Origin of the sequence: Deinococcus carri (assembly GCF_039545055.1) — a bacterium.
Taxonomy (GTDB): Bacteria; Deinococcota; Deinococci; order Deinococcales; family Deinococcaceae; genus Deinococcus; species Deinococcus carri.
In genome coordinates this window covers 1-26865 of record NZ_BAABRP010000003.1, presented here as the reverse complement: position 1 = coordinate 26865, position 26865 = coordinate 1, and the positions used below count along the sequence as shown (strand labels likewise).

25 protein-coding genes and 2 tRNA genes are annotated in these 26865 nt (G+C 69.4%); 14 read left to right on the top strand and 13 right to left on the bottom strand.

Going from position 1 to position 26865, the window contains the following annotated elements; all coding sequences use genetic code 11:
• The first annotated feature begins 46 nt into the window (after positions 1-46).
• Complete coding sequence (locus ABEA67_RS06395; RefSeq protein WP_345462657.1) at positions 47-1780, top strand: PRC-barrel domain-containing protein; 1734 nt, start codon at positions 47-49, stop codon at positions 1778-1780.
• A 160-nt stretch (positions 1781-1940) separates the two neighbouring features.
• Here the strand turns inward: ABEA67_RS06395 and ABEA67_RS06390 are convergent, their stop codons facing one another.
• A complete protein-coding gene (locus ABEA67_RS06390; RefSeq protein ID WP_345462655.1) occupies positions 1941-3182 on the bottom strand; it encodes an ABC transporter permease in 1242 nt (413 codons plus the stop codon).
• Entirely contained in the window at positions 3172-3909 is a 738-nt protein-coding gene (locus ABEA67_RS06385; RefSeq protein ID WP_345462652.1) for an ABC transporter ATP-binding protein, read from the bottom strand. The genes ABEA67_RS06390 and ABEA67_RS06385 overlap by 11 nt, the downstream gene beginning before the upstream one ends.
• Before the next feature lie 328 nt (positions 3910-4237).
• Here ABEA67_RS06385 and ABEA67_RS06380 point away from each other — a divergent pair, with 328 nt between their 5' ends.
• From ABEA67_RS06380 to ABEA67_RS06370, 3 genes are all read left to right on the top strand, one after another.
• A complete protein-coding gene (locus tag ABEA67_RS06380; protein ID WP_345462649.1) occupies positions 4238-4741 on the top strand; it encodes a transcriptional regulator in 504 nt (167 codons plus the stop codon).
• Between the two features lie 118 nt (positions 4742-4859).
• The gene (locus ABEA67_RS06375; protein WP_345462647.1) at positions 4860-5189 is read left to right on the top strand and encodes a cyclic-di-AMP receptor; all 330 of its coding nucleotides are present in this window, start codon (positions 4860-4862) and stop codon (positions 5187-5189) included.
• Between the two features lie 10 nt (positions 5190-5199).
• Positions 5200-6051, top strand: coding sequence for an aldo/keto reductase (locus ABEA67_RS06370; RefSeq protein WP_345462645.1), 852 nt, complete (start codon positions 5200-5202; stop codon positions 6049-6051).
• A gap of 1 nt (position 6052) precedes the next feature.
• Here the strand turns inward: ABEA67_RS06370 and ABEA67_RS06365 are convergent, their stop codons facing one another.
• Both ABEA67_RS06365 and yedA read right to left on the bottom strand, forming a co-directional pair.
• Entirely contained in the window at positions 6053-6631 is a 579-nt protein-coding gene (locus ABEA67_RS06365; RefSeq protein WP_345462643.1) for an antibiotic biosynthesis monooxygenase, read from the bottom strand.
• A complete protein-coding gene (yedA, locus tag ABEA67_RS06360; protein WP_345462640.1) occupies positions 6628-7548 on the bottom strand; it encodes a drug/metabolite exporter YedA in 921 nt (306 codons plus the stop codon). The genes ABEA67_RS06365 and yedA overlap by 4 nt, the downstream gene beginning before the upstream one ends.
• 78 nt (positions 7549-7626) lie before the next feature.
• Here yedA and ABEA67_RS06355 point away from each other — a divergent pair, with 78 nt between their 5' ends.
• The gene (locus ABEA67_RS06355) at positions 7627-8004 is read left to right on the top strand and encodes a ComEA family DNA-binding protein (RefSeq protein ID WP_345462637.1); all 378 of its coding nucleotides are present in this window, start codon (positions 7627-7629) and stop codon (positions 8002-8004) included.
• Positions 8004-10244 carry a DNA internalization-related competence protein ComEC/Rec2 gene (locus tag ABEA67_RS06350; protein ID WP_425557159.1) on the top strand — a complete coding sequence of 747 codons (2241 nt, stop codon included), beginning with the start codon at positions 8004-8006 and terminating at the stop codon, positions 10242-10244. The genes ABEA67_RS06355 and ABEA67_RS06350 overlap by 1 nt, the downstream gene beginning before the upstream one ends.
• A 3-nt stretch (positions 10245-10247) precedes the next feature.
• Here ABEA67_RS06350 and ABEA67_RS06345 read toward each other — a convergent pair whose 3' ends face one another.
• Both ABEA67_RS06345 and ABEA67_RS06340 read right to left on the bottom strand, forming a co-directional pair.
• The gene (locus ABEA67_RS06345; RefSeq protein ID WP_345462634.1) at positions 10248-11234 is read right to left on the bottom strand and encodes a Gfo/Idh/MocA family protein; all 987 of its coding nucleotides are present in this window, start codon (positions 11232-11234) and stop codon (positions 10248-10250) included.
• Between the two features lie 83 nt (positions 11235-11317).
• On the bottom strand, positions 11318-13102 hold the full coding sequence (locus ABEA67_RS06340) for a 30S ribosomal protein S1 (protein WP_345462631.1): 1785 nt from the start codon (positions 13100-13102) through the stop codon (positions 11318-11320).
• A 260-nt stretch (positions 13103-13362) separates the two neighbouring features.
• Between ABEA67_RS06340 and ABEA67_RS06335 the strand changes: the two genes are divergently transcribed.
• The 6 genes from ABEA67_RS06335 to ABEA67_RS06310 all read left to right on the top strand — a co-directional run bounded on the left by ABEA67_RS06335 (position 13363) and on the right by ABEA67_RS06310 (position 17271).
• Positions 13363-13436 (top strand) — tRNA-Gln (locus tag ABEA67_RS06335).
• A gap of 165 nt (positions 13437-13601) precedes the next feature.
• Positions 13602-14585, top strand: coding sequence for a thioredoxin-disulfide reductase (gene trxB / locus ABEA67_RS06330; protein ID WP_345462628.1), 984 nt, complete (start codon positions 13602-13604; stop codon positions 14583-14585).
• A 251-nt stretch (positions 14586-14836) separates the two neighbouring features.
• The gene (locus tag ABEA67_RS06325) at positions 14837-15349 is read left to right on the top strand and encodes an HDIG domain-containing metalloprotein (RefSeq protein ID WP_345462625.1); all 513 of its coding nucleotides are present in this window, start codon (positions 14837-14839) and stop codon (positions 15347-15349) included.
• A gap of 84 nt (positions 15350-15433) precedes the next feature.
• Positions 15434-15508, top strand: a tRNA-Glu gene (locus tag ABEA67_RS06320).
• Between the two features lie 92 nt (positions 15509-15600).
• Positions 15601-16281, top strand: coding sequence for a hypothetical protein (locus ABEA67_RS06315; RefSeq protein ID WP_345462622.1), 681 nt, complete (start codon positions 15601-15603; stop codon positions 16279-16281).
• A 162-nt stretch (positions 16282-16443) separates the two neighbouring features.
• Positions 16444-17271 (top strand): CAP domain-containing protein, encoded by an 828-nt coding sequence (locus ABEA67_RS06310; protein ID WP_345462619.1) that lies wholly within the window; start codon positions 16444-16446, stop codon positions 17269-17271.
• Between the two features lie 64 nt (positions 17272-17335).
• Here ABEA67_RS06310 and ABEA67_RS06305 read toward each other — a convergent pair whose 3' ends face one another.
• The 4 genes from ABEA67_RS06305 to ABEA67_RS06290 form a co-directional block, all read right to left on the bottom strand.
• Positions 17336-18898, bottom strand: coding sequence for an acyl-CoA carboxylase subunit beta (locus ABEA67_RS06305; RefSeq protein ID WP_345462616.1), 1563 nt, complete (start codon positions 18896-18898; stop codon positions 17336-17338).
• A gap of 75 nt (positions 18899-18973) precedes the next feature.
• Entirely contained in the window at positions 18974-19462 is a 489-nt protein-coding gene (locus ABEA67_RS06300) for a YflT domain-containing protein (protein ID WP_345462613.1), read from the bottom strand.
• A gap of 215 nt (positions 19463-19677) precedes the next feature.
• The gene (xpt, locus tag ABEA67_RS06295; protein ID WP_345462611.1) at positions 19678-20259 is read right to left on the bottom strand and encodes a xanthine phosphoribosyltransferase; all 582 of its coding nucleotides are present in this window, start codon (positions 20257-20259) and stop codon (positions 19678-19680) included.
• Between the two features lie 137 nt (positions 20260-20396).
• The gene (locus ABEA67_RS06290; protein ID WP_345462609.1) at positions 20397-21332 is read right to left on the bottom strand and encodes a quinate 5-dehydrogenase; all 936 of its coding nucleotides are present in this window, start codon (positions 21330-21332) and stop codon (positions 20397-20399) included.
• A 115-nt stretch (positions 21333-21447) separates the two neighbouring features.
• Between ABEA67_RS06290 and ABEA67_RS06285 the strand changes: the two genes are divergently transcribed.
• Both ABEA67_RS06285 and ABEA67_RS06280 read left to right on the top strand, forming a co-directional pair.
• Complete coding sequence (locus ABEA67_RS06285) at positions 21448-21681, top strand: hypothetical protein (protein WP_345462606.1); 234 nt, start codon at positions 21448-21450, stop codon at positions 21679-21681.
• 82 nt (positions 21682-21763) lie between these two features.
• The gene (locus tag ABEA67_RS06280) at positions 21764-22477 is read left to right on the top strand and encodes a hypothetical protein (RefSeq protein WP_345462603.1); all 714 of its coding nucleotides are present in this window, start codon (positions 21764-21766) and stop codon (positions 22475-22477) included.
• A 190-nt stretch (positions 22478-22667) separates the two neighbouring features.
• Here the strand turns inward: ABEA67_RS06280 and ABEA67_RS06275 are convergent, their stop codons facing one another.
• The 3 genes from ABEA67_RS06275 to ABEA67_RS06265 all read right to left on the bottom strand — a co-directional run bounded on the left by ABEA67_RS06275 (position 22668) and on the right by ABEA67_RS06265 (position 26621).
• On the bottom strand, positions 22668-23996 hold the full coding sequence (locus tag ABEA67_RS06275) for a Glu/Leu/Phe/Val family dehydrogenase (protein WP_345462600.1): 1329 nt from the start codon (positions 23994-23996) through the stop codon (positions 22668-22670).
• Positions 23997-24093: 97 nt separating this feature from the next.
• The gene (locus ABEA67_RS06270) at positions 24094-25338 is read right to left on the bottom strand and encodes a Glu/Leu/Phe/Val family dehydrogenase (RefSeq protein WP_345462597.1); all 1245 of its coding nucleotides are present in this window, start codon (positions 25336-25338) and stop codon (positions 24094-24096) included.
• A 308-nt stretch (positions 25339-25646) separates the two neighbouring features.
• Entirely contained in the window at positions 25647-26621 is a 975-nt protein-coding gene (locus ABEA67_RS06265; protein ID WP_345462594.1) for a polyprenyl synthetase family protein, read from the bottom strand.
• Between the last annotated feature and the right edge of the window lie 244 nt (positions 26622-26865).

Below are 26865 nucleotides of genomic sequence, written 5' to 3'. Positions count from 1 at the left end.
CGCCCGCGCTCCCCCATATTTCCCACCCCCTCACTGGAGTGACATCATGATCAAAGGCAAGGAACTGCTTGGAGAAAACATCGTCGCCATCGACACCGGCGAGCGCGTGGACAGCGTGCGCGATCTCGTGTTCGATCACCAGGCCAACCAGGTGCTGGGCCTGCTGGTCGACGAGGGGGGCTGGTTCCGCGCCGCGCGAGTGGTGCCCTTCGAGGCCGTGCGCGCCTTTGGCGAGGACGCCATCATGGTAGACAGCGCCGCCTCGGTGACGACCACCCGCGAGGACGGGCGGCTGGCCGAGGTGCTGGATTCCAAGGTCAGCCTGATCGGCATGACGCTGCTGACCACCGAGGGCGAGAACCTGGGCAAGATCGCCGACGTGTTCTTCGACGAACACACGGGCCGGGTCGAGGGGTACGAGGCGACCGGTGGGGTCTTCAGCGACCTGAGCAGTGGCCGGACCTATGTGCCCGCCCCCGAGAGCGTCCAGATCGGCGAGGACGCGGCCATCGTGCCCGTCAGCGTGGCGACGGCGATGCAGGAGCAGCAGCCGGGCGGCCTGAAGGGAGCCTTCCAGTCGGCGGGCCAGAGCGTCAGCGAGGCGTACCAGAATGCCGCCGACAGCGTGAAGGAAGGCTACGGCAACATCGCCGAGGCGACCAAGGAACGCCAGAAGGAGTACGTGGTCGGCAAGACGGCGGGCAGCGACGTGGCTCTGGACGACGGCGGCGTGCTGGTCCACCAGGGAGACGTCATCACCCAGCAGCAGGCCGAGCGCGCCGATCAGGCAGGCAAGCTGGCCTCCCTCGTCGCCGCCGCGACAGGTGGGGCACTCAGCCAGACCTACGGCAGTGTCCGCGAACGGGTGCAGAGTGGCTACGAGGACCTGCGCGGGGCTACCGCCGAGCGCCAGAAGGAATACGTGGTGGGCAAGACCGCCGCGCAGGACGTGACGGCGGACGTGGCCGACGGCGTGCAGGAAGTGCTCGTGCACCAGGGCGAGACGATCACCGCCTTCCAGGCCGACCGCGCCGAGCAGGCCGGGCGGCTGGGTGCGCTTGTCGCCGCCGCCACCGGCGGAGCCATCGAGGATCGCGTGCAGTCGCTGCGCGAACAGACCACCGCGCCGCAGGAGCCGACCCTGGAAGACACCATCGGCCGCCGGGTTAAGTCGGACGTGCGCGTGTCCGGTGGCCGCCTGCTGGCTGTCCAGGGGCAGATCGTGACCCCGGAACTGGCCGGGCGTGCCCGTCAGGCGGGGGCCGAGGCCGCCCTGATCGCCGCAACGATCGGCAGTGGGGCCACCCCGACGACGGCCGGAGCCAGTGCGGCCCTGGCGAGCGGCGTGTCCAGCGTCAGCGAGGGGGCCAGCAACCTGCTCGACCGGGCCAAGTCCTGGTTCAGCGACAAGCGGCAGGAGGCCGAGCAGGCCCTCGACCAGCGCGAGCAGGACATGCAGGAACAGCGCATCCGTGACGCCCTGGGCCGCCCCGTCACCCGCGTGATCCTCGCCCCCGACGACAGCATCATCCTGAACGTCGGCGAGATCATCACCCATAAGGCCGTGGACGCGGCCCGTTCAGGGGACGTGCTCGACATCCTGCTCGACAGCGTGAGCAAGGAAGAGGCCACCATCAACCCCCTGGTCGCCCGCCCGCACGAGACGGGAAGTGCCGCCCTCGAAGGCCAGCCCGACATCAGCGCGGCCCAGGCCGACCAGCCCGCCTCCGGCTCCGGTCACATCATCACCGACCCCAACGCCCCGAAGACGCAGGGCTGAGCGGTAGCGCAGGCGGGGCGGGCCTTCCGGGTGTGGGAGGCCCGCCCTTTGTCTGGCTCTGAGCAGTGAGCGGTGAGCTATGAACCGGCACCAGAAAGCTCTGGCCTCTGCATCTTTTTCAGAACTCAAAGCTCATGGCTCATCGCACTGAGCTTCACCGCTAATTCCTGAAAATCACCTCCTCGCGCCCGAACGAGCGCAGGGCCAGCAGGCCGGCCAGCAGCGCGCCGAGCAGGTTGGCGGCGATGGCGGTCAGGACGTGCCCGGCGGTGAGGTTGCCCCGCACCGTGTCGAGGATGGCGACCATGCTGCCGAAGAGGGGCAGGGCGTAGATGCCGCCCCCCAGGTTCAGGAAGTCGCTGAATTGCAGTAGCACGGCGGGAAAGACAATCAGCAGGGTCAGGGGTGTGACATAGGTCTGCGCCTCCTTGTAGGAGCGGGCGTAGATGCTCAGGGCAATCAGGACGGCGCTGATCAGCAGCGCAGCGCTGATCACCGTGCCCAGCAGGGCCAGCGCGCTTCCAAAGGTCAGCGTGAGCTGTCCGCCAAAGGCTTGGGTGAGTTCGGTGGGTGCCCCCGAGAGGGCCGCCCGCGCCAACACGCCACTCAGCAGGAAGCCCAGCACACTGAAACAGGCGGTCGTGAGGGCCGTGATCGTGGTGGCGAGCAGCTTCCCGGCCACGACCTCACTGCGGCGCACCGGGGACACCAGCAGGCTTTCGAGCGTGCCGCGTTCCTTCTCGCCCGCCGTGGCGTCGAGCGCGGTCGCCATCGCGCCCGTCAGGATGAAGTTCAGCATCAGCATAGGAATCAGGAAGGCGAGCTGCCCGCTGCGCCGCTCCTGCTCCGGGCTGGCGTCGATGGGGGAGAGGGTGACGGGCGTCAGCGTCTGCGCGCCCAGGCCCGCGCCCCTCAGGCGCTCCAGGGCCAGCGTGCGGTTGTACGCCTCCACGGCGGCCTGCACCTTGGCAAAGGCCCCCGTCTGCGCGCGCAGGTTGCCCAGCTTGGCGTAGACCTCCAGCTCACCGCTGCCGTCGCCCGCGCGGGTGGGCAGGGGAGAGGGGGCGCGCAGGGCGGCGTCCACCTCGCCCGCTTGCACCGCAGCTCGCGGGTCCCGGACCGACACCAGCGCCACCCCGGCGCGCGTCACCGTGCCGTCCGGCGTCTTCTCGTCGCGGGTCAGGGTCGCGCGCAGGGGAGCGGGCAGCGTGCCCACCACGCCCACCTTCTGCCGTTCCTGCGCCTGCCCGCCGATGAAGCGGCCCAGCAGGAGCGGCAGCCCCAGCGTGAACAGCGGAATCAGCAGCAGCGGAATCAGGATGGTGCTGGTCAGCGTCCGCCGGTCGCGCAGCGTGGAAAGCAGGTCGCGTGAGGCGACGCGCCAGATGTAATCAGGACGCATGCGCCGCCTCCTGCCCCCGCACCAGCGCGAAAAAGGCCCGTTCCAGATTGCGCTCGCCCGTCTGCGCCAGGATGCCGGGGACGCTCCCCACCGTCACCAGTTGCCCTTCGTGCAAAATCGCCACCCGGTCGCAGACCTCCTCCGCCTCGCTCATCACGTGGGTGGAGTACAGCGTCAGCTTGCCGGGCTGCCGCGCCGCCGCCACGAAATCCAGCAGCGTGCGCCGCGCGAAGATGTCCAGGCCGCTGGCCGCCTCGTCCAGAATCAGCACCCGTGGGTCGTGGATGACGGCGCGGGCGATCACCACCTTCTGCTTCATGCCGGTGCTGTACTCGCCCGCGCGCACGTCCAGTGTGCGGCCCAGGTCGAGTGCCTCGTCCAGCTCGGCAATCCGGGCATCGGCCTGCGCCCGGTTCAAACCATACAGCCCCGCGAAGGAGCGCAGCACCTCCCGCCCGGTCAGGCGCGCGGGTAGGCCCATACCGCCGTTCACCACGCCGATGGCCCGCCGCACCGCCTCCGGTTCGCGCAGCACGTCGTGCCCGGCCAGAGAGGCTGTGCCGGAGGTGGGCCTGAGCAGCGTGGCGATGATACGCAGCAGTGTGGTCTTTCCGGCCCCGTTCGGCCCCAGCAGCCCGAACACCTCACCCCCCTGCGCGCCGAGGCTCACCTCCCGCAGCGCCGCGTGTTTGCCGTAGGTCTTGCTCAGGTTCTGGATGTTCAGCATGGTGCCTCCCCTGGGGGAGTACGGGAGCGCGGGCGAAAACGTTTCCACCCCCACCGCACCCCCCCCTAAAGGCAGCCCGGCTCACGGTGGGGCTGGCCTGGACCGCTTACCATGGGCCACCTTTTCGGCTTCCGCCTTCTGTGTTCGCCCCTTGCTGCCAGCACATCAACCGGCCGTCAGAGACCTCATGCAATCTGCATGAGAACCTGTCACAATAGGAAAGTTGCGCTCCCAGGCGCACTTGTTTTGACTTGACCCCAAACCGGGCGGCCGCATCAGTGACGGTTTCAGCCGCTCTGCTCAATTCGGATTCTCCGGAGGATAGCGCATGTTCAACCCCCCCACCCTCGAAGACCTGCAAGAAACCCGGCGTGCCAACGAGAAGCTGGTGCTGAGGGCGCTGGAAAGCAAACCCGAATGGGTTGAGACCGAACTCGCCAAGACCACCGGCCTGGCGCTCTCGCACCTGCGCGCCGCGCTGGCGAGCCTGCTGGACCAGGGCCGCGTGCGTCGCCTGCCCGGCACCGGGACCCGCGCCGTCTACGGCCTCGCGGACCCCGGCCTGGCCGACGTGCCCGCCACGCCCCTCACCGAGGATGCCAAGCGCGTGCGTGACTACCTGGAAGGCCGCGCCGACAGTGCCCTCTACATGAGCGAGCAGCTCCGCATGACCCGCGAGGACGTGATGAAGGCGCTGTCGCTGCTCAACGCCCACGGCATGATCACCTGCACCTTCGTGGGCAGCCTGGTGATTTTCCGCCTCAAGGAAACCCAGGCCATCGGGCAGGAGCAGGCCCCCGTCCCGGCGGGCAAGAAGAAGCAGGTCGCGTAAGCCCCGCGCACCCTTTGCGGCTGGCCTCCCTCACGGGGGGCCTTTTTTTGGCTGGCTGCTTCTCTTGGGCTGGAGCGGCTGACCGGCCCCTCACCTCCGCTCTGTTATCCTGAGCTTCATGAAGCTGGTTCTCGCCGTGATTCAGGATGCCGATGCCGCCGGCCTGGTGCGTACGCTGTCGGAGAACGCCTTCGAGGTCACCAAGCTCGCCAGCACCGGCGGCTTTTTGCGCGAGGGCAACACCACCCTGATGATTGGCGTGCCCGACGAGCGCCTCGCGGAACTCAAGCGCCACGTGCAGCAGACCTGCCGCACCCGCACCCGCCTGGTTACGCCCAGCGTCCCGATGGGCGAACAGGGCGAGGGCATGGCGGCCGACCCGGTGGAGGTCGCGGTGGGCGGCGCGGTGATGTTCGTGATGGGCGTGCAGGAATTCGTGAAGGTGTGAACGGGCGAGGATGACCCAACCACATCAGCCCCTGCCGACCCTGACCCTGGGCGGCCAGCCCGTGCCCATCCTCGGCCAGGGCACCTGGATGATGGGCGAGCGCCCCGAGCGCTACCGCGAGGAACTGTACGCCCTGCAACTCGGCCTCGACCTCGGGATGACCCTGATCGACACGGCCGAGATGTACGGAAACGGCGCGTCCGAGCGGCTGGTGGGCGAGGCCCTCCGGGGCCGCCGCCACGAGGCGTTTCTGGTCAGCAAGGTGCTGCCCAGCCATGCCAGCCGCGAGGGAACGGTGCGGGCCTGTCACCAGAGCCTGAAGTGGCTGGGGACCGACCATCTCGACCTCTACCTGCTGCACTGGCGCGGTTCCGTGCCGCTGGCGGAAACCGTGGAGGCGCTGGAAGGGTTGCGGGCCTCCGGCGAGATTCGTGCCTGGGGCGTCAGCAACTTCGACCCGGCGGATATGCGGGACCTCGCACGGGTGCCGGGGGGTGAGGCGGTGGCGACCGACCAGGTCCTCTACAACCTCACCCGGCGGGGCATCGAGGTGGACCTGCTGCCGGAGTGCCAGGCGCGGGGGCTGCCCATCATGGCCTATTCGCCCGTCGAGCAGGGGCGGCTGCTGCGCCAGCCCGCCTTGCAGGAGGTGGCGCGGCGGCACGGGGCCACCCCGGCGCAGGTGGCGCTCGCCTGGGTGCTGCGCCAGCCGGGCGTGGTCGCCATTCCCAAGGCCTCCCGTGAGGCGCATGTCCGCGAGAACCGCGCGGCGCTGGACGTGCGGCTCACGCCGGAGGACCTCGCCCAGCTCGACCAGGCCTTTCCGGCCCCCACCCGGCCCGTGCCGCTGGAAATGCTGTAGTTCAGCCCGGCCTGCCCAGCCAGCCCGCTGCCCAGCGGGTCGCCAGCGGCATCACCAGGTAGGTCATGGTGGGCACGACAAGGCACATCTGCGCCAGCGACCGCCACAGCAGCGGCCAGTGCCCGACCACCGGCGCGAGCAGCAGCGCCAGCGTCACGCTGACGGGGTACAGCGCGGCCAGGGTCAGCAGCGTCATCTTCCAGCGGGGCGGCTGGCGCAGGGTGGGGCTGGCGGGGGGCGTGAACCAGAACTCCAGGCCGGGCTGCTTCTCGAAGCTGACCTGACCGTCGACCAGCGGGGCCACCCGCGCGAGCCACTCGGCGCGTTCGGGGGACAGTTCCCAGGCGGCGGCGCTCGTGAAGGTGTCGAAGCGTGAGAGCAGCGTGTATTCCCGCTCGCCCGGCGCGGGCCGGATAACGCCGGTGCCGCGGTGGCCCGGCAGCCGCGCGAGCAGCCCGATGGCCTCGGCCAGCAGGGCCTCGAACTCCGCCTCGCGGCCGGGGCGGATACGGCGGCGCACGACCAGGCTGACCGGGTCGGTGGGGGGAGCGTCTTCCAGGGTGAGGACGGGTGCGCTCATGCGCCCGCTCCTGCGGCCCCCGCAGGCTGGCGGCGCGGCCAGGCCACCAGCACCACGCCCGCCAGAATCACGCCCAGCGCGGTCCAGCCTAGGCGCGTGAGGCTCTCGCCGCCCAGGCCCACGCCCAGCAGCACCGCTACGACCGGATTCACGTAGGCGTAGCTCGTCGCCAGCGCGGGGCGGGTGTGGGCCACCAGGTACATATAGGCGCTGTAGGCGACCAGGCTCCCGAACACTGTCAGGTAGGCCAGCGCCCACAGGCTCGCCGGGGTCGGTCTGCCCCAGTGTTCGCCCAGGCCCAGTTGACCCAGCCCCAGGCTCAGCAGCAGCAGGAGCGCCCCCCCGGTCAGCATCTCGGCGGCGCTGCCCATCAGCCCGGCGGGGAGGGGCAGGTGCCGCGACCACTGGCTGCCGAAGGTCCAGCAGATGGGGGCCAGAATCAGCAGGAAGGCCGCCAGCGGCGTGGCGTGCAGTTCGCCCAGGTTCAGAAGCGCGATGCCTGCCAGCCCCACCGCGATGCCCAGCCACTCGCGCCCGCTCGTCCGCTCGCCCCACAGCCGCCCGAACAGCGCCGCGAAGAGGGGCGACACCGCAATCACCAGCGCCGCCACACTGCTGCTGGCGTCCCGCTCGGCCAGCGTGACCAGCCCGGTGCCCCCGCCCAGCAGCAGCAGGCCCACGATGGCGCTGGCCCGCCACTCCCGCCCGGTGGGCGGCGGTGCGCCCCGCCAGCGCAGGAAGCCGTAGAGCAGCGCCCCCGCTACAAGAAACCGCACGCCTAGCATCCCCAGTGGCGGCAGGCTCCCGATGGCGACCTTGATGCCGAAGTAGGTGCTGCCCCACACCACATACACCAGGGCGAGGGCCAGCAGGATGGCGGGAGTCAGGCGGGCGGTGCGGGCGGGGGCAGCAGTCACCGGGAGAGCATACGCGCCCGGATGGGGGATGCCACATGTGCGCCTCCTCGCCGGTCCGGCCCGGCCTAGACTTGCCCGGTGGTTTCTTCCGAACGGGTCTGGACGGGGGTCCTGGCCAGTGGCCTGCTGACAGTCGCGTTCCTGACGCTCGGCCCTGTTCTCCATCCGGCCCCACGGGTGCCGACCGTCACGCGGGTGGACCTGCCGCCGCCCAGGCAGGCCCAGGCCGCCGCGCCCGAGTACCCCACCACCGCGAGCGTGCAGCCGCTCATTTCGGGGAGGGTCAATCTCAATTCGGCCAGCCTGGAGCAGCTCGAAGCCCTGCCGAAGGTCGGCCCCTCCCTCGCCGCCCGCATCGTGGCGGGGCGGCCCTACCGCAGCCTCGCCGACCTCGACCGCGTGAAGGGGGTCGGCCCCTCCACCCTCGCGGCCCTGGCTCCCCTCGTGACCTTTTGATGGGTGGGCGGCACAGCGTTTCTGCCGTGCAGGTAGCTCCCGCTCCAGTGCCCTATGAACTGCCAGGGACTGCCGGACGCCTGGCCTGGCCCGTCCCGCTCGCGTTCGGGGTGATGGGCGGCATTCTGCTGGGGCTGGGGATGTGGTGGGGCGGCCTGGTGGTGCTGGCGGGGGCGCTGCTTCCCGTGCTGGATGGGAGATTTGCCCTGCTGTTGCTCGCCCTGCTGGGGGCGGGGCTGGGGTTCGGGGCGGAGCGGCTGAACGCGGCGCGTCCCGACCCCATGACGCCCTGGGTGGGGGCACAGGTCACGCTGCGGGGCGACTGGGACGGCCAGTTCCTGAGGCTGACCGAGCCGCCCGCGCGGGTGGCCCTCTCCCCGAAACCTCCCGTATCGCCGGGGCGGCTGGTCGTCAGCGGTCGTCTGGTCCGGCCCTCGGGGCGGCGGGTGCCGGGCGGCTTCGACCAGGCGGCGTGGCTGCGGGGGCAGGGCGGACTGCTCGTGCCGACGCCCACGACGGTGCTGGTCGCGGCGCGCGTGCGGGGGCACACCCCGGAAGGCGGGATGCGCGGCTGGTTTCGCCGGGGCCTGACCGCGGGGCTGGGGCCGCGTCAGGCCGCGCTGATGCAGGCCGTCGAACTCGGGGACCGGGCCGACATCGGCCGCGAGGAGTTCGCCGAGGGGTACAGCGTCCGCGATGCCTTTGCCCGCTCGGGCCTCTCGCACCTGATGGCCCTCAGCGGGCAGAACGTGGCGCTGCTGACGGGCGTGGTGGTCTGGCTGCTGATGTGGCTGCGGCTGCCGCTGGGCTGGCGGTATGCGGGCGCGCTGCTGTTCCTCGCGCCTTACCTGCTGCTCGTCGGGGTGTCTCCCAGCATCACCCGGGCGGTCTTGATGGGCGGGGCCGTTTTGCTGGCCGCCGCGCTGGGCCGGGGGCGGCCGGACCCTTACGGCGTCATCGCGCTGGCCGCCGTGGCCTGCCTGCTGCCCTTTCCGCTGTGGCTGCTGGACGTGGGGTTTCAGCTCTCGTTCCTGGCGGTGCTGGGCCTCACGCTGTCGGGCCGCCTGGCCGGGCGTCTGCCCGCGCGCTGGCCCGCCTGGCTGCGGCTGGCGCTGGCCGCGACCGTGCTGGCCGAACTCGCCACGCTGCCCGTTATCGCCGGGACTTTCGGGCAGATTCCGCTGGTGGGCCTGCCCGCCAACCTGCTCGCGGGCGTGCTGATGGCCGCGCTGGTGCCGCTGGGCTTCGTGGCGGGGTTGCTGGGGCCGCTGGCGGCAGCGGTCAACCCGCTCACCGGTCTGCTGTCCTCGCTGCTGCTGGGCGTGGTGGAACTGTTCGGCCGTGCGCCTGTTCTGACCTGGGGCACGGTGGGCGCGGCGGGATTGGTGGCCTATGGTGTGGCGGCGCTCGCCGGGGTGCTGTGGCTGCGTGGCCGCGTGTGTGCGCCTACTCTGCTGGGCACCCTGCTCGCCTGTGCCCTCCTGACCTGGCTCCCCGGCGTGCTGCGGCCCACCCGCGAACTGGTCTTTCTGGATGTGGGCCAGGGCGACAGCACGCTGGTCCGGGCGCGGGGGCTGAATCTGCTGGTGGACGGCGGCGGCTCGGTCGGTTCGGACTATGACGTGGGCGGCCGCACCGTCGTCCCCGCCCTGCGTGCCCTGGGTGTTCGGGCACTGAACGTGGTCGTCGCCACGCACGCCGATACCGACCATATCGAGGGACTGTCGGCGGTGCTGCGTGCCCTTCCTGTGGGCGAACTGTGGATCGGCCAGCGCAAGGCGGACGACCCGGTGCTCTCCGAACTGCTGACCACTGCCCGCCAGCAGGGCGTGCCCGTGCGCGAGGTGCGGCGCGGCGACCAGGTGACGGCAGATGGCGTGACCCTCACCGTGCTGTGGCCCGCGGGCCGGGTCTGGAGTACCGAGGACAATGACAACAGTGTCGCCCTCCGGGTGGAGTCGCGTGGCTTCCGCACGGCCCTGCTGGGCGACCTGCCCGACCCCGCCGAAGCGCTGATTGGCGTGGGCGACCTCGACCTGCTCAAGGCCGCGCACCACGGCAGCCGCCACAGCACGGGCGAGGCGCTGCTGAGGGAAACCACGCCCCACGACGTGCTGATCAGCGTGGGCCGCAACACCTACGGCCACCCCCACCCCGACATGCTGAAACGCATCGGGGAGGCGGGCGCGAAGGTTTGGCGCACCGACCAGCTCGGCACGGTGCGCTGGCCGCTGCCCTGAACCTCAGCCCGCGACCGCTACCCGCTGCCCCTCCCGCGCTGCCTCGAACAGCGCGTCGAGCACCCGCGCCTGCCGCACCGCGTCCTGCGGGGGATAGAGGAGGGCCTCCTCCCCCCGCGCGGCCTGCTGGAAGTGGGCGACCATCGCGGCGTAGCCGTCGTGCGGGGGAAAGGTTTCGGTGCGCTCGCCCTGCGCCGCCCGCACCCGCAGGGTCAGCGGCTCGTCGGTCTGGCTGCGAAAGACCCCGGCCATGTCGAGGCTGCCCGCCGTACCCACCACCGTCAGGCGTTGCGTGGGCGTGGCTCCCCAGTCGAAGGCACAGTCGATGCTCGCCAGGGCCTCCCCGAAGTGCAACGTGCCGCTCAGCCCCATGTCCACACCCCCCGCCGTCCAGCGGGCCTGCGCGGTCACGTGGTCCGGCTCCCCCAGCAGCAGCCGGGCGAGGTTCACCGCGTAGCAGCCCACGTCGTATAGCGCGCCGCCCCCCCTGGCCGCGTCCCAGCGAAAGTCGTCGGGGCGCGTGAGCGGAAAGCCGAAGGCCCCCCGGTAGGCCCGCACCTCCCCCAGCTCCCCGCTCGCCACGATTTCCCGCACCCGCAGCACATGCGGCTGAAAGTGGTAGGCGAAGGCTTCCAGCAGCACCCGGCCCGTTTCTGCCGCCGTTTCCGCCAGAAGTTGCGCCTCGCCCGCATTCAGGCTCAGCGGCTTCTCGGTCAGGGCGTGCTTGCCCGAACGCAGGGCGGCCTGCGTCCAGGGGAGGTGGGCGTCGTTCGGCAGAGGGTTGTAGACCGCCTGTACGTCCGAGGCGATCACGTCGGCATACGTGCCGACCTGGGGAATGCTCCAGTCGGCGGCAAAGGCGCGCGCCCGTTCGGAGTGTGGGTCGCGCACGCCCAGCACCGACACCTCGCCGCCCGCCGCGCGAATGGCCGGAATAAGTGCCCGCGCGATCCGGGCCGCGCCGAGAATCCCCCAGGTGAAGGCTGTCATGGGGGCAGCCTACCCCGGAAGCAGAAAAGGGGAGGGGGCCTGCCCGGATCGCTCCCGGCAGGCCCCCTCCCCTCAGCAGGGGCTTATTCGCCCTGCTTTTCCGTGTTCTCGGTGCTTTCGCCCTGGTCCTTCTTGTCCGAGCCGAGGCCGAACTGCGCGAAGAGGTCGGCGTACACGTCGCCCAGCTTCGTGCTGATCTTGCCGCCCTGGCTGGCGTCCTTGGCGTTGTAGTTGTAGTCGGCCCCGCCGCCGCGGCCACCGCGCCCGCCGCTGCGGCTTCCGCCGCCCTGGCCGCCGCTGTAGCGGTCGCTGCGCGCGCCGCCGCCCTGGCTGACATAGTCGCGCACCGGGCCACCGCCGCCGAGGGCGCGGCGACGCGAGAGGCTCGCGCGCTGCTCCACGGGGTCGATGTTCAGGATCACGGCCTCGATCTCGTCGCCCTTCTTGAAGAGGTCGGCGGGGTTGTTCACGCGCTGCGTGTCGAGTTCGCTGATGTGAATCAGGCCCTCAATGCCCTCCTCGATCTCCATGAAGACGCCGAAGTCGGTCATGCCGGTGATCTTGCCCTTGACGGGCGTGCCGGGCGGGTAGCGGTCAGGCAGCGCGCTCCAGGGATCATCCGTGGTCTGACGAATGCCCAGGCTGATGCGCCGGTCCTTGGGGTCGATGCGCAGGATGACGGCTTCGACCTCGTCGCCTTCCTTGAGCACCTCGTTGGGATGACGCACGCGCTTGGTCCAGCTCATCTCGCTGACGTGGACCAGTCCTTCCAGGCCGGGTTCCAGTTCCACGAACGCGCCGAAGTTGGTGAGGTTCGTGACCTTGCCCTTGACGCGCTGGCCGATGTGGTACTTCTCGACCGCACCTTCCCAGGGATCCTCGGTCAGCGACTTCATGGAGAGGTTGATGCGCTCGCGGCCCTCGTCCACGTCGATCACCTGCACCTGCACCTTGTCGCCCACCTTCACCACGTCGCGGGGGTGGTTGAAGCGCCCGAAGGTCAGCTCGCTGCGGTGCACCAGGCCGTCGATGCCGCCCAGGTTCACGAACACGCCGAAATCGGTGATCTCGACGACTTCACCCTCGAACTGCGCGCCGGGCACCAGCTTGCCGATGGTCTGCTCGCGCGCCTGGGCCTTCTGGGCCTCCATGATGGCGCGGTGGCTGATGATCACGCGGTTGCGCTTGCGGTTCAGCTCGATCAGCTTGACCATCAGCGGCTTGCCCACGTAGGGGTCCAGCTCGTTCACCCGGCGGGTGTCCACCTGGGAAGCGGGCAGGAACGCCCGGATGCCCTCGACCTGCGCCACGAGACCGCCGCGCACCTTCTCCAGCACCTCGACCTCGAAGGCCTCGTCGTTCTCCTGCATCCGCTCCAGCACGCGCCAGCCCTTGTCCTGGTCGGCCCGCTTCTTGGAGAGGACGATCTGGTTGTTCGCCAGGTCGACCCGCACGACGTACGCCTCGATCTTGTCACCGGGCTTGTACAGCTCCTGGGCCTGCTCCAGCGTGACGGGTTCGTCGCCGATCTGGTTGAGGGGAATGACGCCCTCCACCTTCGCGCCGACGTCCACCGCGATGCCCTCGTTGCCGATAAACACGACGGTGCCATCCACGATGTCGCCGCGGCTGACCGACTGGTGCTCGGTCGCCTCGCTGGCGAGCACGTCTTCCATGGTCATGGCCGGGTACTCGCGCTCGTCCGTGCTGGCGGGCGTGGTGCTGGCCGGGGTGCTGCTGGCGGCCTGAGCCTGCTGGGTCCCCTGAGTTTCCTGGGTGCCCTGCGCCTCGGTGCTGGTCTGCTCGGTGCCCGGCATGGGCTGAGTGGTCCCGCCCTCTGCGGCGGGGGTCTGGGTCTGGTCTTCCATGAACTCCTGTCCTCCTGGGTGCGCCACCCTTGCCGGGCGGGCACCACGTAACCTGCGCTCTAGCGCGGAAACGCCTCAGTGTAGCACCGCCCGTTGGGGGGGGCAAGGGCGGTTTGAACGCGGTCCATTCGATGTCGAGACAAACTGCCCGCCCGGGCAGCAACGCTTCCAGAGCGGGGGGCCGGTTGACGGGGCGCAAAGAGGCGGCTATACTCCCTCACGCTCACCACCGCAGCGGTGGGGGCAGCCAGAGCAGGCTTTGGGGCATCGTCTAATGGCAGGACGTCGGTTTCTGGCACCGTTAATCAAGGTTCGAGTCCTTGTGCCCCAGCCAAACAGGAAAAGCACCCCGCAGCAATGTGGGGTGCTTTCTTTTGCTCGTCCTCTGGGCCTGCTCCGGTGGGTACGGCCCCTGTTGTGCCTGAACTCCTCTTTGCTTTAAAAAACAAAGTGTGCCCGTCTGACCATCCCCGAATGTGCCCGGTGGTACGCTTCTTTCATGACCAGCGCCTCTCAGAATGCCCAGGATTTCGACGTGGTGATCGTCGGTGGCGGCCCCGCCGGACTGACCGCCGCCATCTACACCGGCCGCGCCAGCCTCAGCACGCTGGTGCTGGAAAAGGGGATGCCCGGCGGCCAGATCGCGCAGACCGAGGAGGTCGAGAACTACCCCGGCTTTCCCGAGCCGATTCACGGGATGGAACTCGCACAGCGCATGGTGCAGCAGGCCGAGAAGTTCGGTGCCCGCATCGAGATGGAGGAGGTGGAGGCCATCGAGGCCGCGCCGGGGAACCATCCCTACGTCTTCACCGTGCGCGGGTACGGCGGCACCTACCGCGCCAAGAGCGTGATCCTGGCGACGGGCGCGAACCCCAAGCGCCTGAACGTGCCCGGCGAGGAGCAGTTCTGGGGCAAGGGCGTGAGCACCTGCGCTACCTGTGACGGGTTCTTCTACCGCGGCAAGAAGGTGGTCGTGGTGGGCGGCGGCGACGCGGCGGTCGAGGAGGGCCTCTTCCTGACCAAGTTCGCGGACGAGGTGACGCTGATTCACCGCCGTGACACCCTGCGCGCCAACAAGGTGGCCCAGGCCCGCGCCTTTGCCAATCCCAAGATGAAGTTCATCTGGGACACGGCCGTTGAAGAGATTGAGGGCACGGACAACGTGACGGGTGTGCGCCTGAAGAATCTCAAGACCGGCGAGACGAGCGACTTTCCCACCGACGGCGTGTTCATCTTCATTGGGCACGTGCCGAATACCGAGTTCGTGCAGGGCACCGTGACACTGCGCCCCGACGGCTATGTGGAGGTCACCGACGAGATCTACACCAGCGTGCCTCTGCTGTTTGCTGCCGGTGACGTGTCGGACTACGTGTACCGCCAGCTTGCCACCAGCGTGGGCGCGGGCACCCGCGCGGCCATGAGTGCCGAGCGCGCGCTGGCCGCCCTGGAACTCGAGAGCGATACCAACGCGGCGGCCGACTGATACGGGAGTGCTCTGATTCCCGGACATCTGGGAAAGCGCCAGATGTTCCTGCCCGCCCTGAAAGCGTGTCCAGAGGCGGCTCTGGACACTGGGCGGTTCCATCGCCGCAACCCCGTCCTTTTTGCCACTCGCTCTCCTGCGGAGCTGTGCCAGTCCGCTCGGATGATTCAAAGGAATCATCGCAATTTGGTATGAGCGGGCTGGCCCGGAAGACGGGGGAGGGGAACCGCCTGTGCCCTTATCCTGGGCCTGTGCGTTCCCTGACCTCTGCTGCCCGGCTGGCCCGCAAGGCGCGCGGCTACGCGGGCAAGGTGCGGCGGCTGGCCCGCAGTCTCAGGGCGCGGGATGCCCACCCGGACGATGCCTGGGCCATATCGCTGCTTACCCCAGCGGAGGCCCACGTCTACCTGGGGATGGACCCCCGCGACCGCGAACACGCCTGCCGCGTGACCCGGCACCTGCTGCGCGACCACCCGGCCGCTGCGCCCGAGGTGGTCGCGGCCGCCCTGCTGCACGACTGCGGCAAGAGCATCCGCCCCTACCACGTGGCCGAACGTGTCCTGGTCGGCCTGGTGCCCAACCGCCTGACCCGGCTGCTGCCCGTCGGGGCGCTCTCGGTGCGGGCCTACCACCCGGAACTGGGCGCGGAGCTGCTGGCCCGTGCCGGTGCCCGCCCCCAGGTGGCCCGCCTGGTCGCCCGGCACCACCACCCCGGCGGCGACCCGGACGCGGCCCTGCTGCACCATTACGACGATCTGGAATAGGCGGAGCTTGACTTTCCTGGCCTGACCCGCTTAAAATTTCCCCTTGCCTGACGCCGCGCCCGCGCGGAAGCTTCACCCCCGGACGGCCCCATCGTCTAGCGGTCAGGACAGCGCCCTCTCAAGGCGCAGACACGGGTTCAAGTCCCGTTGGGGTCACCACCACGCGCCGCCTTCCCTGTGAGGCGGCGTTGTTCTTTCCCGGGTTCCTGCCAGACGCATCCGGGTAGCACTCCTTCCGCTACGCTGCCCTCATGTCCCTCTCTCCGGCCCTGACCGAGCTGATCACCTACTTCGAGCCGCTCTCGACGGTGCGGCGCGATTTTCGGGGGGCCGTGACCCTGTATACGCCCGGCGTGAACGTGCTGGCGCTGAACGCGACATATCTGCCGGACGCCGACCCGGACCGCCTGCCGCTGGTGGTCGCCTGGCATCAGGCGCAGGAGATGCCCGCGCTGGTGGCCGCGATCGTGCCGCTGCCGGGTGCCGAGGTCGGGGCCGTGCGGGTCGGTACCTACCACCCGCAGGCGGAGCCGGGCCTCATCACGGTGGAGCAGGTGTCGCGCCTCTCGCTGCCCGCCTGGGTCGCCGTTCTGACCGAGGCGCACGAGACGCCGGAATGGGCGGGAGCGCTGGCCCGCCATCTGGCCGCGCGGCTGGAGGGCGACCCGGCCTTCACGCTGCTGCTGGCCTACGCCGGGGGAGAGGCGGTCGGGGCGCTGCTGTGGCGGGCCACGCCGGGGGGCGGAGGAGCGGCCCACCTCTGGGGCACCCTCGATCCCGCCGCCGATGCGCCGCTTCTCAACGCCGCCCACGCCCTGAGTGGCAGCCTGGGGGCCAGCCTGCCAGATACCAGTCCCCTCTCCCTGGCCGATGAGGTGGCCGTGACCTTTCATCTGCTGGAGCCGTCTGCCGAAGTTCTGCCGGAAGGCTGAGCTGCAACACCACCCTTCCTTTATTGAGAAAGATGGGAATTGTCAGTGTGGTCAAATCCACAGAGAGCCGTTTTCTTCCTTTCACTCCGGCCTTTCCAATTTGTGAGATGTGAGAACCTTTAACTCACGCTCATGACATCCCGGTCGGGTTTACTGACGTTCATGCGTCAATTCAAGCAGATGGTTCTGGTCGGCGGCCTGCTGACCCTCGCGGCCTGCGGGGCGACTCCTCCGGCCACCACGGCCACCGAGGCCGCCCCCGCGCTCGCCACGTCCACCGGCCTCACGGCGCAGGCCAGTGCCGGAACGCTGACAGTCGGGCAGACCCTCCAGCTCAACGTGACGGTCGGCGGACGTGCGCCGCTTCCCGGCGAACTGACCTGGACGACCAGCAACGCGGGTATCGCCACCGTGAGCCAGTCCGGCCTGGTGACTGCACGCGGGGCCGGGAACGCGACCGTCCGCGCCGCGCTGACCCGCTCCCCCTCGGCCTTCATCGACTTCACGCTGACGGTCACCGCACCGGCGACCACGCCTACGCCCGCCCCGACGCCTGCACCCACACCCGGCACCGGCAGCAGCGCCTTCGCGCAGCGCGTGCTGGACCTCACTAACCAGGCGCGTGCCCAGGCGCGCACCTGCGGCAGCACCAGCTTTGCGGCGACCACACCCCTCACCTACAGCGCCCAACTGGAGCAGGCCGCGCAGGCCCACGCGACCGATATGGCAACCCTGAACTACTTCAGCCACACCAGCCAGGACGGCCGCACGATGGCGCAGCGGATCACGGCCACCGGCTATACCTGGCGCACCATCGGGGAGAACATCGCCGCCGGGCAGCCCACCCCCGAGAGCGTGGTCGCCGGGTGGCTGGCAAGCGAGGGCCACTGCCGCAACATCATGAACCCCAGCTTCCGGGAACTCGGCGTCGGCTACGCCCAGGGCGGGGCCTACGGTTCCTACTGGGTGCAGGACTTCGGGGCGCGCTGAGGCGCGGACCCTGGACCCTGGCCTACAGGCGCGGCGGGAAGAAGTTTCCGCCGCGCCTGCATTTTTACAGCGGGATATTCCCGTGCTTCTTGAAGGGCCGCGCCTCCTCCTTGCCCCGCAGCATCGCAAAGGTCTGGATCAGGCGGCGGCGGGTGTCTTCCATCGGGATCACGTCGTCGATGTAGCCCTTGGCGGCGGCCACATAGGGGTTGTCGAAGGTTTCCTTGTACTGCGCGATCTTCTCGGCGCGGGTGGCTTCCGGGTTCTCGGAGTTCTGGATGTCGCGGCGGTAGACGATGTTGGCAGCTCCCTCCGCGCCCATCACGGCGACGGCGGCGGTGGGCCAGGCGTATACCACGTCTGCGCCCATGTCGCGGCTGTTCATGGCAAGGTACGCGCCGCCGTAGCTCTTGCGGGTGATCAGCGTGATCTTGGGAACGGTGGCCTCGGCGTAGGCGTAGAGCATCTTCGCGCCGTGGCGGATGATGCCCGCGTGTTCCTGCGCCACACCCGGCAGGAAGCCGGTCACGTCCACTAGTGTCAGAATCGGGATGTTGTAGCAGTCGCAGGTGCGGATGAAGCGGGCGGCCTTGTCCGAAGCGTCGATATTCAGCGTGCCCGCCATCACCTTGGGATTGTTCGCCACGATGCCGACGCTCTGTCCGTCCAGCCGCGCGAAGCCGCAGAGGATGTTCCTGGCCCAGCCGGGCTGGATTTCCAGGAACGTGCCGTCATCCACCAGCTCGTGAATCACGTCGTGCATCGCATAGGGCTTGCGCTGGTCGGGCGTGACGATGTCGAGCAGGCGTTCGTTGCTGCGGCCGACCGGGTCGGTGCATTCGCGCACCGGCGGCTGCTCGCGCGCGTTCTGCGGCAGGTAACTCAGCAGGTCACGGATGCCGTCCAGCACCGCCTCGTCGCCGTCGTATTCCAGGTGGGCCACGCCGGACTTGCGGGTATGCACGTCCGCGCCGCCGAGCTGGTCGAAGGTCACGTCCTCGCGCGTGACACTCTTGATGACCTCCGGCCCGGTGATGAACATGTAGGAGCTGCCCCGGCTCATCAGGATGAAGTCGGTCAGGGCGGGGGAATACACCGCGCCGCCCGCGCACGGCCCCAGGATCGCGCTGATCTGCGGCACGCTGCCCGAATAGATCGCGTTGCGGTAAAAAATCTCGCCGTAGCCGGACAGCGAATCCACGCCCTCCTGAATGCGCGCGCCCGCCGAGTCGTTCAGGCCGATCACCGGACAACCCGTCTTGGCCGCGAGGTCCATCACCTTCGTGACCTTGGCGGCGTTCATCTTGCCCAGAGAGCCGCCCAGCACGGTGAAGTCCTGGCTGAACACGAAGACCTGCCGCCCGTCGATGGTGCCGCGCCCCGTCACCACGCCCTCGCCGGGGGCCTCCACGCCCGCCATCAGGCGATTGGCCCCGTGTTCCACGAAGGTGGAGAGTTCCAGAAAGCTGCCGGGGTCGAGCAACCTCTCGATACGTTCGCGGGCCGTGAGCTTGCCGCCCTCGCGCTGCTTCTGCTGGCGCGCCTCGCCGCCGCCCGCCTCGACCTTGCTGCGGCGCTGCTCCATCGCCGCGATCAGTTCCTGTAGTTCGGCCGCCGGTTGTGTCATGCGGCCATGCTACCCAAACGCCCGTTTGGACGGCCCGCGTTCCCAGCGGGGGGACACCTCTGCTGGGCCTGGCGGTCAGCGCGGCGGCAGGTTGGACAGCAGGGTCCGCGCCTGTTCGGCCACGTCGGCGTCGGCCAGAATCACGTAACGCTCGGCCCGCATCCCGCCGATGGAGGTGAAGTCGCGCCGCCCGCCGCTCAGCGCGTAGCTCACCAGGCCCCACACCAGCCCGGTGATCGCGCCCATCACCATGCCGTAGGCGACGGCGTACAGGATGTTGCCGCCCCCCAGCCCGAGCAGCCCGAACAGCAGCCCGATAAACAGGCCCAGAAACAGGCCCTGGCCGAAGCCCAGCCCCGCCGCGCGGCCCCAGTCCAGGCGGCCCGTCACCTGCTCGACGGTCTGGAGGCCCTCGCCCACAATCGCCATGCGCTCCACCGGAAACCGCTGGTCGCTGAGGTAATCCACGGCGCGCTGGGCCTCGGGATAGGTGGCGTAGGTCGCCACGTTCATGCGGGCGCTCTGGTCGGGGATCAGGGCTGAGCGGGGGTCCGGCTGGGTCACGTCAGGTCACGTCCTTCCTGCGTTCAGCGTAGACAGCCTTCCTGCCCCTCATCTGAGCGTCAGGTTCAGGAATGCTCACGCTGGCGTTTGGCGTTTCCTGAAGGGATTTCCAGCGAGCGGGGCCTGACCTACGGGGGGTCGAACGGTCAAAAGGTCGAACCGCCGAACCACGGGAAAGCCTGGGCGGTTCGGCCATCGGACGGCTGGACCCTTTCTCAGTGCCCTGCCTCCACCACGATCCCCTCGGCCTCGTTCATCCGGACGATGTTGGCTAGCGTCAGGATGGGCACGTTCAGGTCGGCCAGCCTTGTGCGGCCGTCCTCGAAGCCCTTCTCGACCACGCAGCCCAGGCCCAGGAGTTCGGCCCCGCTCAGCGCGATGATGCCCGCCAGCGCCCGCAGCGTGCCCCCCGAGGCCAGGAAGTCGTCGATGACGATCACCCGGTCGCCCGGCCCCAGGTATTCGCTGCTCACGAACAGGTCCACGGCCCCGCCCTTGGTGCGGCTGACGGACTGCGCGGTGAAGGTCGGCTCCTGCATGGTGATGGGCTTTTTCTTGCGGGCGTACACCAGCGGCACGTTCAGGACGAGCGCCGTGGCGAGGGCGGGCGCGATGCCGCTCACCTCGATGGTCACGACCTTGTTGGGGTTCAGGTGGGCAAAGCCCGCGGCAAACCGCTCGCCCATCTCCCGCGTCAGCCCGGGCAGAAGCTGGTGGTTGACCAGCCCGTCCACCTTGAGAATGCCGCCGGGCAGAATCACGCCCTGCTGCCGGATCGCCTCGACGAGGGTCTGCATGGAGGGAGTGTAGCTGTGCGGGGGCGCGGTGAGTGGTCAGTGGGAAGTGGTCAGTGGAAAAAGAGGAGCCAGGGCAAATGCCTCCGCGCAAGCTCCCACTTCCCACTCACCACTTCCCACTGACAGCGCGCAGCGCCCTACAGCTCGTTCACTTCCGGCCTGAACCCCACCTCGCGGATGTAGTGCAGGTATTCCTGCTCGCTGAGCGCCTCGCGTTTGCCACTGAGGGCCACGAAAAAGGCCTCCAGCACGTTGGTGGCGAAATTGCGGCTGCCGATGCGCGGGGTGGTGGTGACCAGGCGGGCGACGCCGCGCTCCTTCATCCAGACGCGGTCGGCCTCGGTGATGGTCTGGGTGAGGATGGTCTTGCCGGCCAGGTCGCGCGGGGCGTAGCGCTTGGCGTAATGGGTGTCGCCGGCGATCACGTCGGCCCAGGCGTAGTAGCGGGTGCCCTTGCCCGGCACGCTGGTTTCCTGCTTCTCACCGGTGGGATAGAACCAGTCCTGCGGCAGCTTGGTGATCACGGGCAGCACGAGGTGGGCGACCCGGCGCAGCGCCGCGAGGCTCCGCAGCGGAATGTCCAGGTTCAGGCCGAAGACGATGTCGCCGTACACCACCTCGGCTCCAGCCTTTGCCAGCGCCTCGGCCATGCCGAAGCGGTCCACCGCGCTCACCATCAGCACCTTCTGGCTGCGCCAGTTCAGCAGCGGGTCGAGCTGGGCCACGGCTTCCCGTTCCAGCGTGTTCTTGAGGCCGCTGCCGTCCAGCACGGGCGTAAGCTTGGCGTTGGCGACCAGCTTGCGGATGTTGCCGAAGGTGTAGCGCTTGTGGTCGGCGATGACGTACAGGTCGGCTCCCCCCAGCCCGAAGGCGTCCACCCGGCCGTCGAGCGCCTGAAAGAGCTGCGCCGCCTTCCTCGCGTCCCCGTCGGTGCCGATGCGCTCCAGCACGAAGGGCTGGCCCAGCACGTTGATTTCCTCGCGGGCATTGCGTTTGCTGCCCCCCAGCGACACGCTCACCACGTGCTTGAACCCCGCGGGCGCGGGCTGCCAGCCGCTCAGAAGGTCGGTCATGGGGGGCATTGTAAGCCGCGGAACCAATGGCCCCGTGGGGTCCGCCCCCGGCAAGCCTAAAGCGCCGTTAAGCCGGATGGGGAGGGCCGCGCCGCGCCGCGTGCGAAGCTGGGGCATGAGCGACGACAAGACCTCGAATGTGCCCGACCGCCCCTACACCGAGACGAAAAGTGACGGCGTGAGCCACGACGACCCGGTCTACCAGCCCCCCGCCAGCGCTGAGGAGAGCGACCTGCTTGACGCCGCCGTGGACGGCACCAGCGCCTCGCACTACGGGGCCAACGACCCGGCCCTCTACGAGGAGACGAACGGCGGCGAGTCGGGCGGCGACAACGACGACGACCGGTAGCCCGGCGCATGGTCCGCAGGGTGCTCTTCCGGCGGCTGCCCAGGGGCGCGAGCCTGTCTGACGGTGCGGGGCCGAACGGGCCATGAACAAACGAGTTGACGACCTTGTGGGGGGCCTCTGCGGCGCGGTGGACCATTCCCTCGCCCCGTTCCTGCGCCAGTGGTGTCAGGACTCGCGCCCCTTCCTCGCCTTCGCCCAGGCCCATGAGGCCAAGATTCGCAAGAAGGTGCGGCTGGCCGCCTCGGAGGAGGAACGGGGCGATCTGCTCGCGGAACTCGCCTTTGCCGCGCTCCTGGTGAAAGATCGGCGATTCAGCGTGCTGTACGAGCCTTATCTCGCCACGGGCCAGCGCGGTCCCGACCTCGGCGTGACCTTCAAAACCCACACCCTGTTTCACGTCGAGGTCACCCGGCTCCGGCTCCTGGAGGCAGGCGACCCGGGCGGAAATGCACTCAAGCTCGCGCGGGTGGTGTGCGAAAAGATCGGGCAACTTCCACCCGGCGCGGGAAACCTGCTCGCCGTCTTCGTGCCGCCGGAGGTGGCGAGTGGGGACCTGGCGGCGACGGCGATTCGGCTGCTGGACCGCGCCCCTGCGGGCGGTGCGGGCAGTCCGGCTCCGGGGTTGCGGCCCGAGGCCCTACAGAGCTACCTGCGCGGACGCCAGCGGCTCAGCGCCCTGGCGCTCTGTTCGCTCGGGGTGGGCGGGCGACCGCAGAACATGTCGCTCTGGCTGGGTCCCCAGGCCAGGCACCCCCTGCCCCCCGAGGTCTCCAGATACCTTCTCCAGACGGCATAGAGCATTTGACGTAAAAAGAACCCCTCTCCCCTTGCTTCGCAAGGCCCTCTCTGCTCCGCAGCTCTACGAGTCCCGCAAGGGGAGAGGGTCAAAAAAAACAGCCATCTTTACGTCAAATGCTCTAAAAAACGGGAGCGCTCCGAAGAGGCTCCCGCTCTTGCTGGCTGCTGACGGCTGAGCGCCGACGGCTTTACGGGTACAGCCCGCGCAGCGCCCGCGCCTCCAGCACGCGGGTGCAGGCGACGATGTAGGCCGCCGTGCGCAGGGTCACGCCGTGGCGTTCCTTCACGTCCCACAGGCTCAGGAAGGCCTCGCTCATGATGCGGTCGAGGCGGTTGTTGATTTCCTCCTCGGTCCAGAAGAAGGAGGAGAAGTCCTGCACCCACTCGAAGTAGCTGACCGTCACGCCGCCCGCGTTCGCCAGCACGTCCGGCACCACCGTCACGCCGCGCTCACGCAGGATGTCGTCGGCCTGCGGCGTGGTCGGCCCGTTGGCCCCCTCGACGATCAGTTTCGCCTTGATCTGCCCGGCATTCGCCTCGGTGATCTGCTTTTCGAGCGCCGCGGGGATCAGCACGTCGCAGTCCACCGTCCAGAACTCCTCGCGCTTCAGCTCCTCGCTGCCGGGGAAGCCCGTGATCTTGCCGGTCTTGGCGAGGTGGTCGGCGGCGGCGTAGGGGTCGATGCCCGCGGCACTGGCGATGGTGCCCGTCACGTCCTGAATCGCCACGATCTTCGCGCCGTGGTCATGGAAGATGCGGGCGGCGGCGTTGCCCACGTTGCCGAAGCCCTGCACCGCGATGCGCGCGCCCGAGAGCGGCAGCCCCAGTTTCCCCAGGGCCTCCGCGCCGGTCACGAACACGCCGCGCCCGGTGGCGTCGCTGCGGCCCAGCGAGCCGCCCAGCGAGACAGGCTTGCCGGTCACCACGCCGGTCGCGGTGCGGCCCACGTTCATGGAGTAGGTGTCCATCATCCACGCCATCGTCTGCGGGTTGGTGTTCACGTCGGGCGCGGGGATGTCCTTTTCCGGCCCGATGATCAGGCCGATCTCGGTGGTGTAGCGGCGGGTGAGGCGTTCGAGTTCCCCGGCGGAATACTTGCGCGGGTCGATGCGGATACCGCCCTTGCCGCCGCCGTAGGGCAGGTTCACGGCGGCGTTCTTGATGGTCATCCAGGCCGAGAGCGCCATCACTTCGCTGAGGGTCACGTCCTGGTGGTAGCGCACGCCGCCCTTGGCCGGGCCGCGCGAGGTGTTGTGCTGCACGCGGTAGCCCTCGAAGTGCGCGACCGTGCCGTCGTCGAGGTGAATCGGCACGTCCACGATCAGGATGCGCTTGGGCCGCTTGAGGGTCTCGACCCAGTACGCCAGCTTGCCCAGGTAGGGCGTGACGCGCTCCACCTGCTCCAGAAAAATCTCGTAGGGGCCGATGTTGTTGGGGTCGAGGTAGCTGGGGATCTGGTGCTGGCCGAGCTTCTTCTGCTCCGGCGTCTGGTTCTGCGGGTCCTGTGTGGCGGTCATGGTGAAGCCTCCAGTGGGGTGAGGAGAGAAGCTTTCAGCTATCAGCCGTCAGCTTTCAGCAAGAGCATCCGTGGCTGACTGCTGAGGGCTGACCGCTTCACGGATACACGCCGCGCATCACCGCCGCCCCGTGCAGGCGGGTCAGGGCGATGGCGTAGGCGGCGGTGCGCATGTCCACGTCGCGGGTGCGCATGAAGGCGGTCACGGTGTTCACGGCGGCGTCCACGCGCAGGTCGATGGCGCGCTCGATCTCGGCCTCGGTCCAGAAGAAGTTGCTGGCGTCCTGCACCCATTCCAGGTAGTTGACGACCAGGCCGCCGATGCTGGCGACCAGATCGGGCAGGATGGTCACGCCCTGGCCCTTCAGGAAGCGCTCGGCCTCGGGCAGCACGGCGCGGTTGGCGGCCTCGACCACGTAGCGGGCGCGGACCGCGTGGGCGTTGCCGGCATTCACGCTGCCGTAGTCGTAGGCGAGCATCAGCACGTCCACGTCGAGTTCGATCACCTCGGTGGGGGTGATGTCGGTGGCAAAGCCCTGCACGCTGCCGTGGGCCTCGCGGTGCGCGCTGAGGGCCTCAAGGTCCAGGCCGCTGCTGTCAAAGGTCGCGCCGTTCTGGTCCGACACCGCGACCACCAGCGCGCCCTGCGCGGCGAGGGTCTGCGCGGCCTTGCGTCCCACGTCCCCGAAGCCGTACACGGCGACGCGGGCACGCTCCAGGCTCTCGCCGCGCTCCGCGAGCACCCGCGCCGTGACCAGAGCGGCGCTGCGGCCCCGCGCATCCTTGCTGCCGTAGCTGCCACCCAGTTGCAGCGGCTTGCCGACGACCATGCCGCCCGCCGTGGAGCCGGTGTTCTCGCCGTAGGCGTCCAGAATCCAGGCCATGACCTGCTGATCGGTGCCCACGTCCGGCGAAAGGATGTCCTCGCTGGGGCCGATCAGTTCCACCAGTTCGCTGGTGTAGCGCCGGGTCAGGCCTTCCAGCTCGTGCGGGCTGAGGGTCTGCGGGTCCACGTCCACGCCGCCCTTCGCGCCGCCCAGCGGCAGGTCCGCCACGGCGGCCTTGAGCGTCACGATGGCGGCCAGCACCTCACACTCGTGGGCATTCAGGCCGGGCGTGAAGCGGACGCCCCCGGTGCTGGGGCCGCGCGCGGTGGAGTGAACGGTGCGGTAGCCCCGGAACACGCGCACCGTGCCGTCGTCCATGCGGACGGGCAGGTTCACGCTCAGGGTGCGTTTGGGGTATTTGAAATAGGCGAGGGACTGGTCGTTGACCTCGCTGTACGGCAGCGCCTGCTGGAGTTGCTCCATGAGGCCCTGCCAGTTGAGTCCTGATGCCCTCATCGCGGTCTCCTTTGGGGCGGTACGGGGGGTGCAGCACAGGCGGGGCGGTCCGCAGAGGGGCCGCCGGGATCAACAGGGGGGCTGAACCCCCCGAGCATACACGCATGGGCAGACGGGTCGCCCGGCGCAGGATACGCCCCCCGCGCCCGGGAGCGTCAACCCCCACGGGAGCCGACAGACACGCGCAAAACCTGAACCGCTTCCAGCCCGGGAGAGACATGGCGCGACCCCACCCGACCTGTCAAATGCCAGCTTCCGGGTGGCTGGGGATGTTCTGGCAGGCGGGACGGCCGGGAGGAAGAACGGCCTCAGCGGGTGCGTTCGATCTCGCGCCGGGGCAGCTCGGCCAGGGCCTCGCGGGCGGGGGAGGCAGGCAGGGCCTCCAGGGCCTCTACAGCAAGGCGGGCGCGGCGGTGAATCTCCCCCCGGGTGCGCCCGGCGGCCCCCTCCAGCAGGGCCAGCTCGCGGACGCGGGCCACGTCGCCCGGCCCGGCGGCGCGGCGTTCGAGCACCTCGCGGACCTCGCCCCCGTGCGGGCCGTCCAGCAGGTGCAGCACGGGCAGGGTGGCCTTGCCCTCGCGCAGGTCGCCGCCCACCGGCTTGCCGAGGGTGGCCTCGTCGCCCATCAGGTCCAGCAGATCGTCTTGCATCTGAAAGGCCAGGCCGTACTCGCGCCCGAAGGTGAGCAGTGCCTCCCGCTGCGGGGCCGGGGCGTTCAGCAGCAGCGCCGGGGCACTCGCGGCGAGTTCCAGTAGTGCCGCCGTCTTGCCGTGGATGATGTCCAGGTACTGCTTCAGGCCGTAGTCGGCGTAGGCCGCAACCTGGAATTGCAGCACCTCACCCTCGCAGATCTGGGAGGCCGCCTCCCCAAAGGCGCGGGTCAGGGCCGCGCCCTGCGGCAGCCCGGCCAGCAGCGTCAGCAGCCGCGAGAGCATGAAGTCGCCGCTCATCACGCTGACGACGTTGCCGAAGCGCCGGAAGGCCGCCTGCTGGCCCCGGCGGGTGTCGGCGTCGTCGATCAGGTCGTCGTGCAGCAGGCTGGCCGAGTGCAGCAGCTCCACGCACACGGCCAGGTCGGTCACGGCACTCCAGCGGGTGTCCTGGGCCTCCAGCCCGAGCGTCTGCGCGGCCAGAAAGGTCACCGCAGGCCGCGCGCGTTTACCGCCCGCCGCCACCAGGTCTTCCCCGATCAGCTCGATAAACTCCACCCGCGAGCGCAGCACCTCGCGCAGCCGCGTCTCGAAGACGGCACCGGGGAGGGTCAGGGCGGCCACGCCAGTCATGCCCGCAGTATAGAAAACCAGCGGTGGGCCGAACGTACCCCCCAGCGCCTGCCCGGATGAGGCCAGTTCGGGAACAGGCCTGAGAACTGGGTTGACCTGAAGACCCGTTGCGCAGTAGCTGAATGGGCAGCGGGGGGACGGCGCACGTCGCCCCGCTGCCCGGCCTCTGCCTTCAGAGGGTGGGCAGGTGGAGTCGGCGTTTCCAGCGGAGGTTGACGAGTCCAGCGACACAGCCCCAGATCAC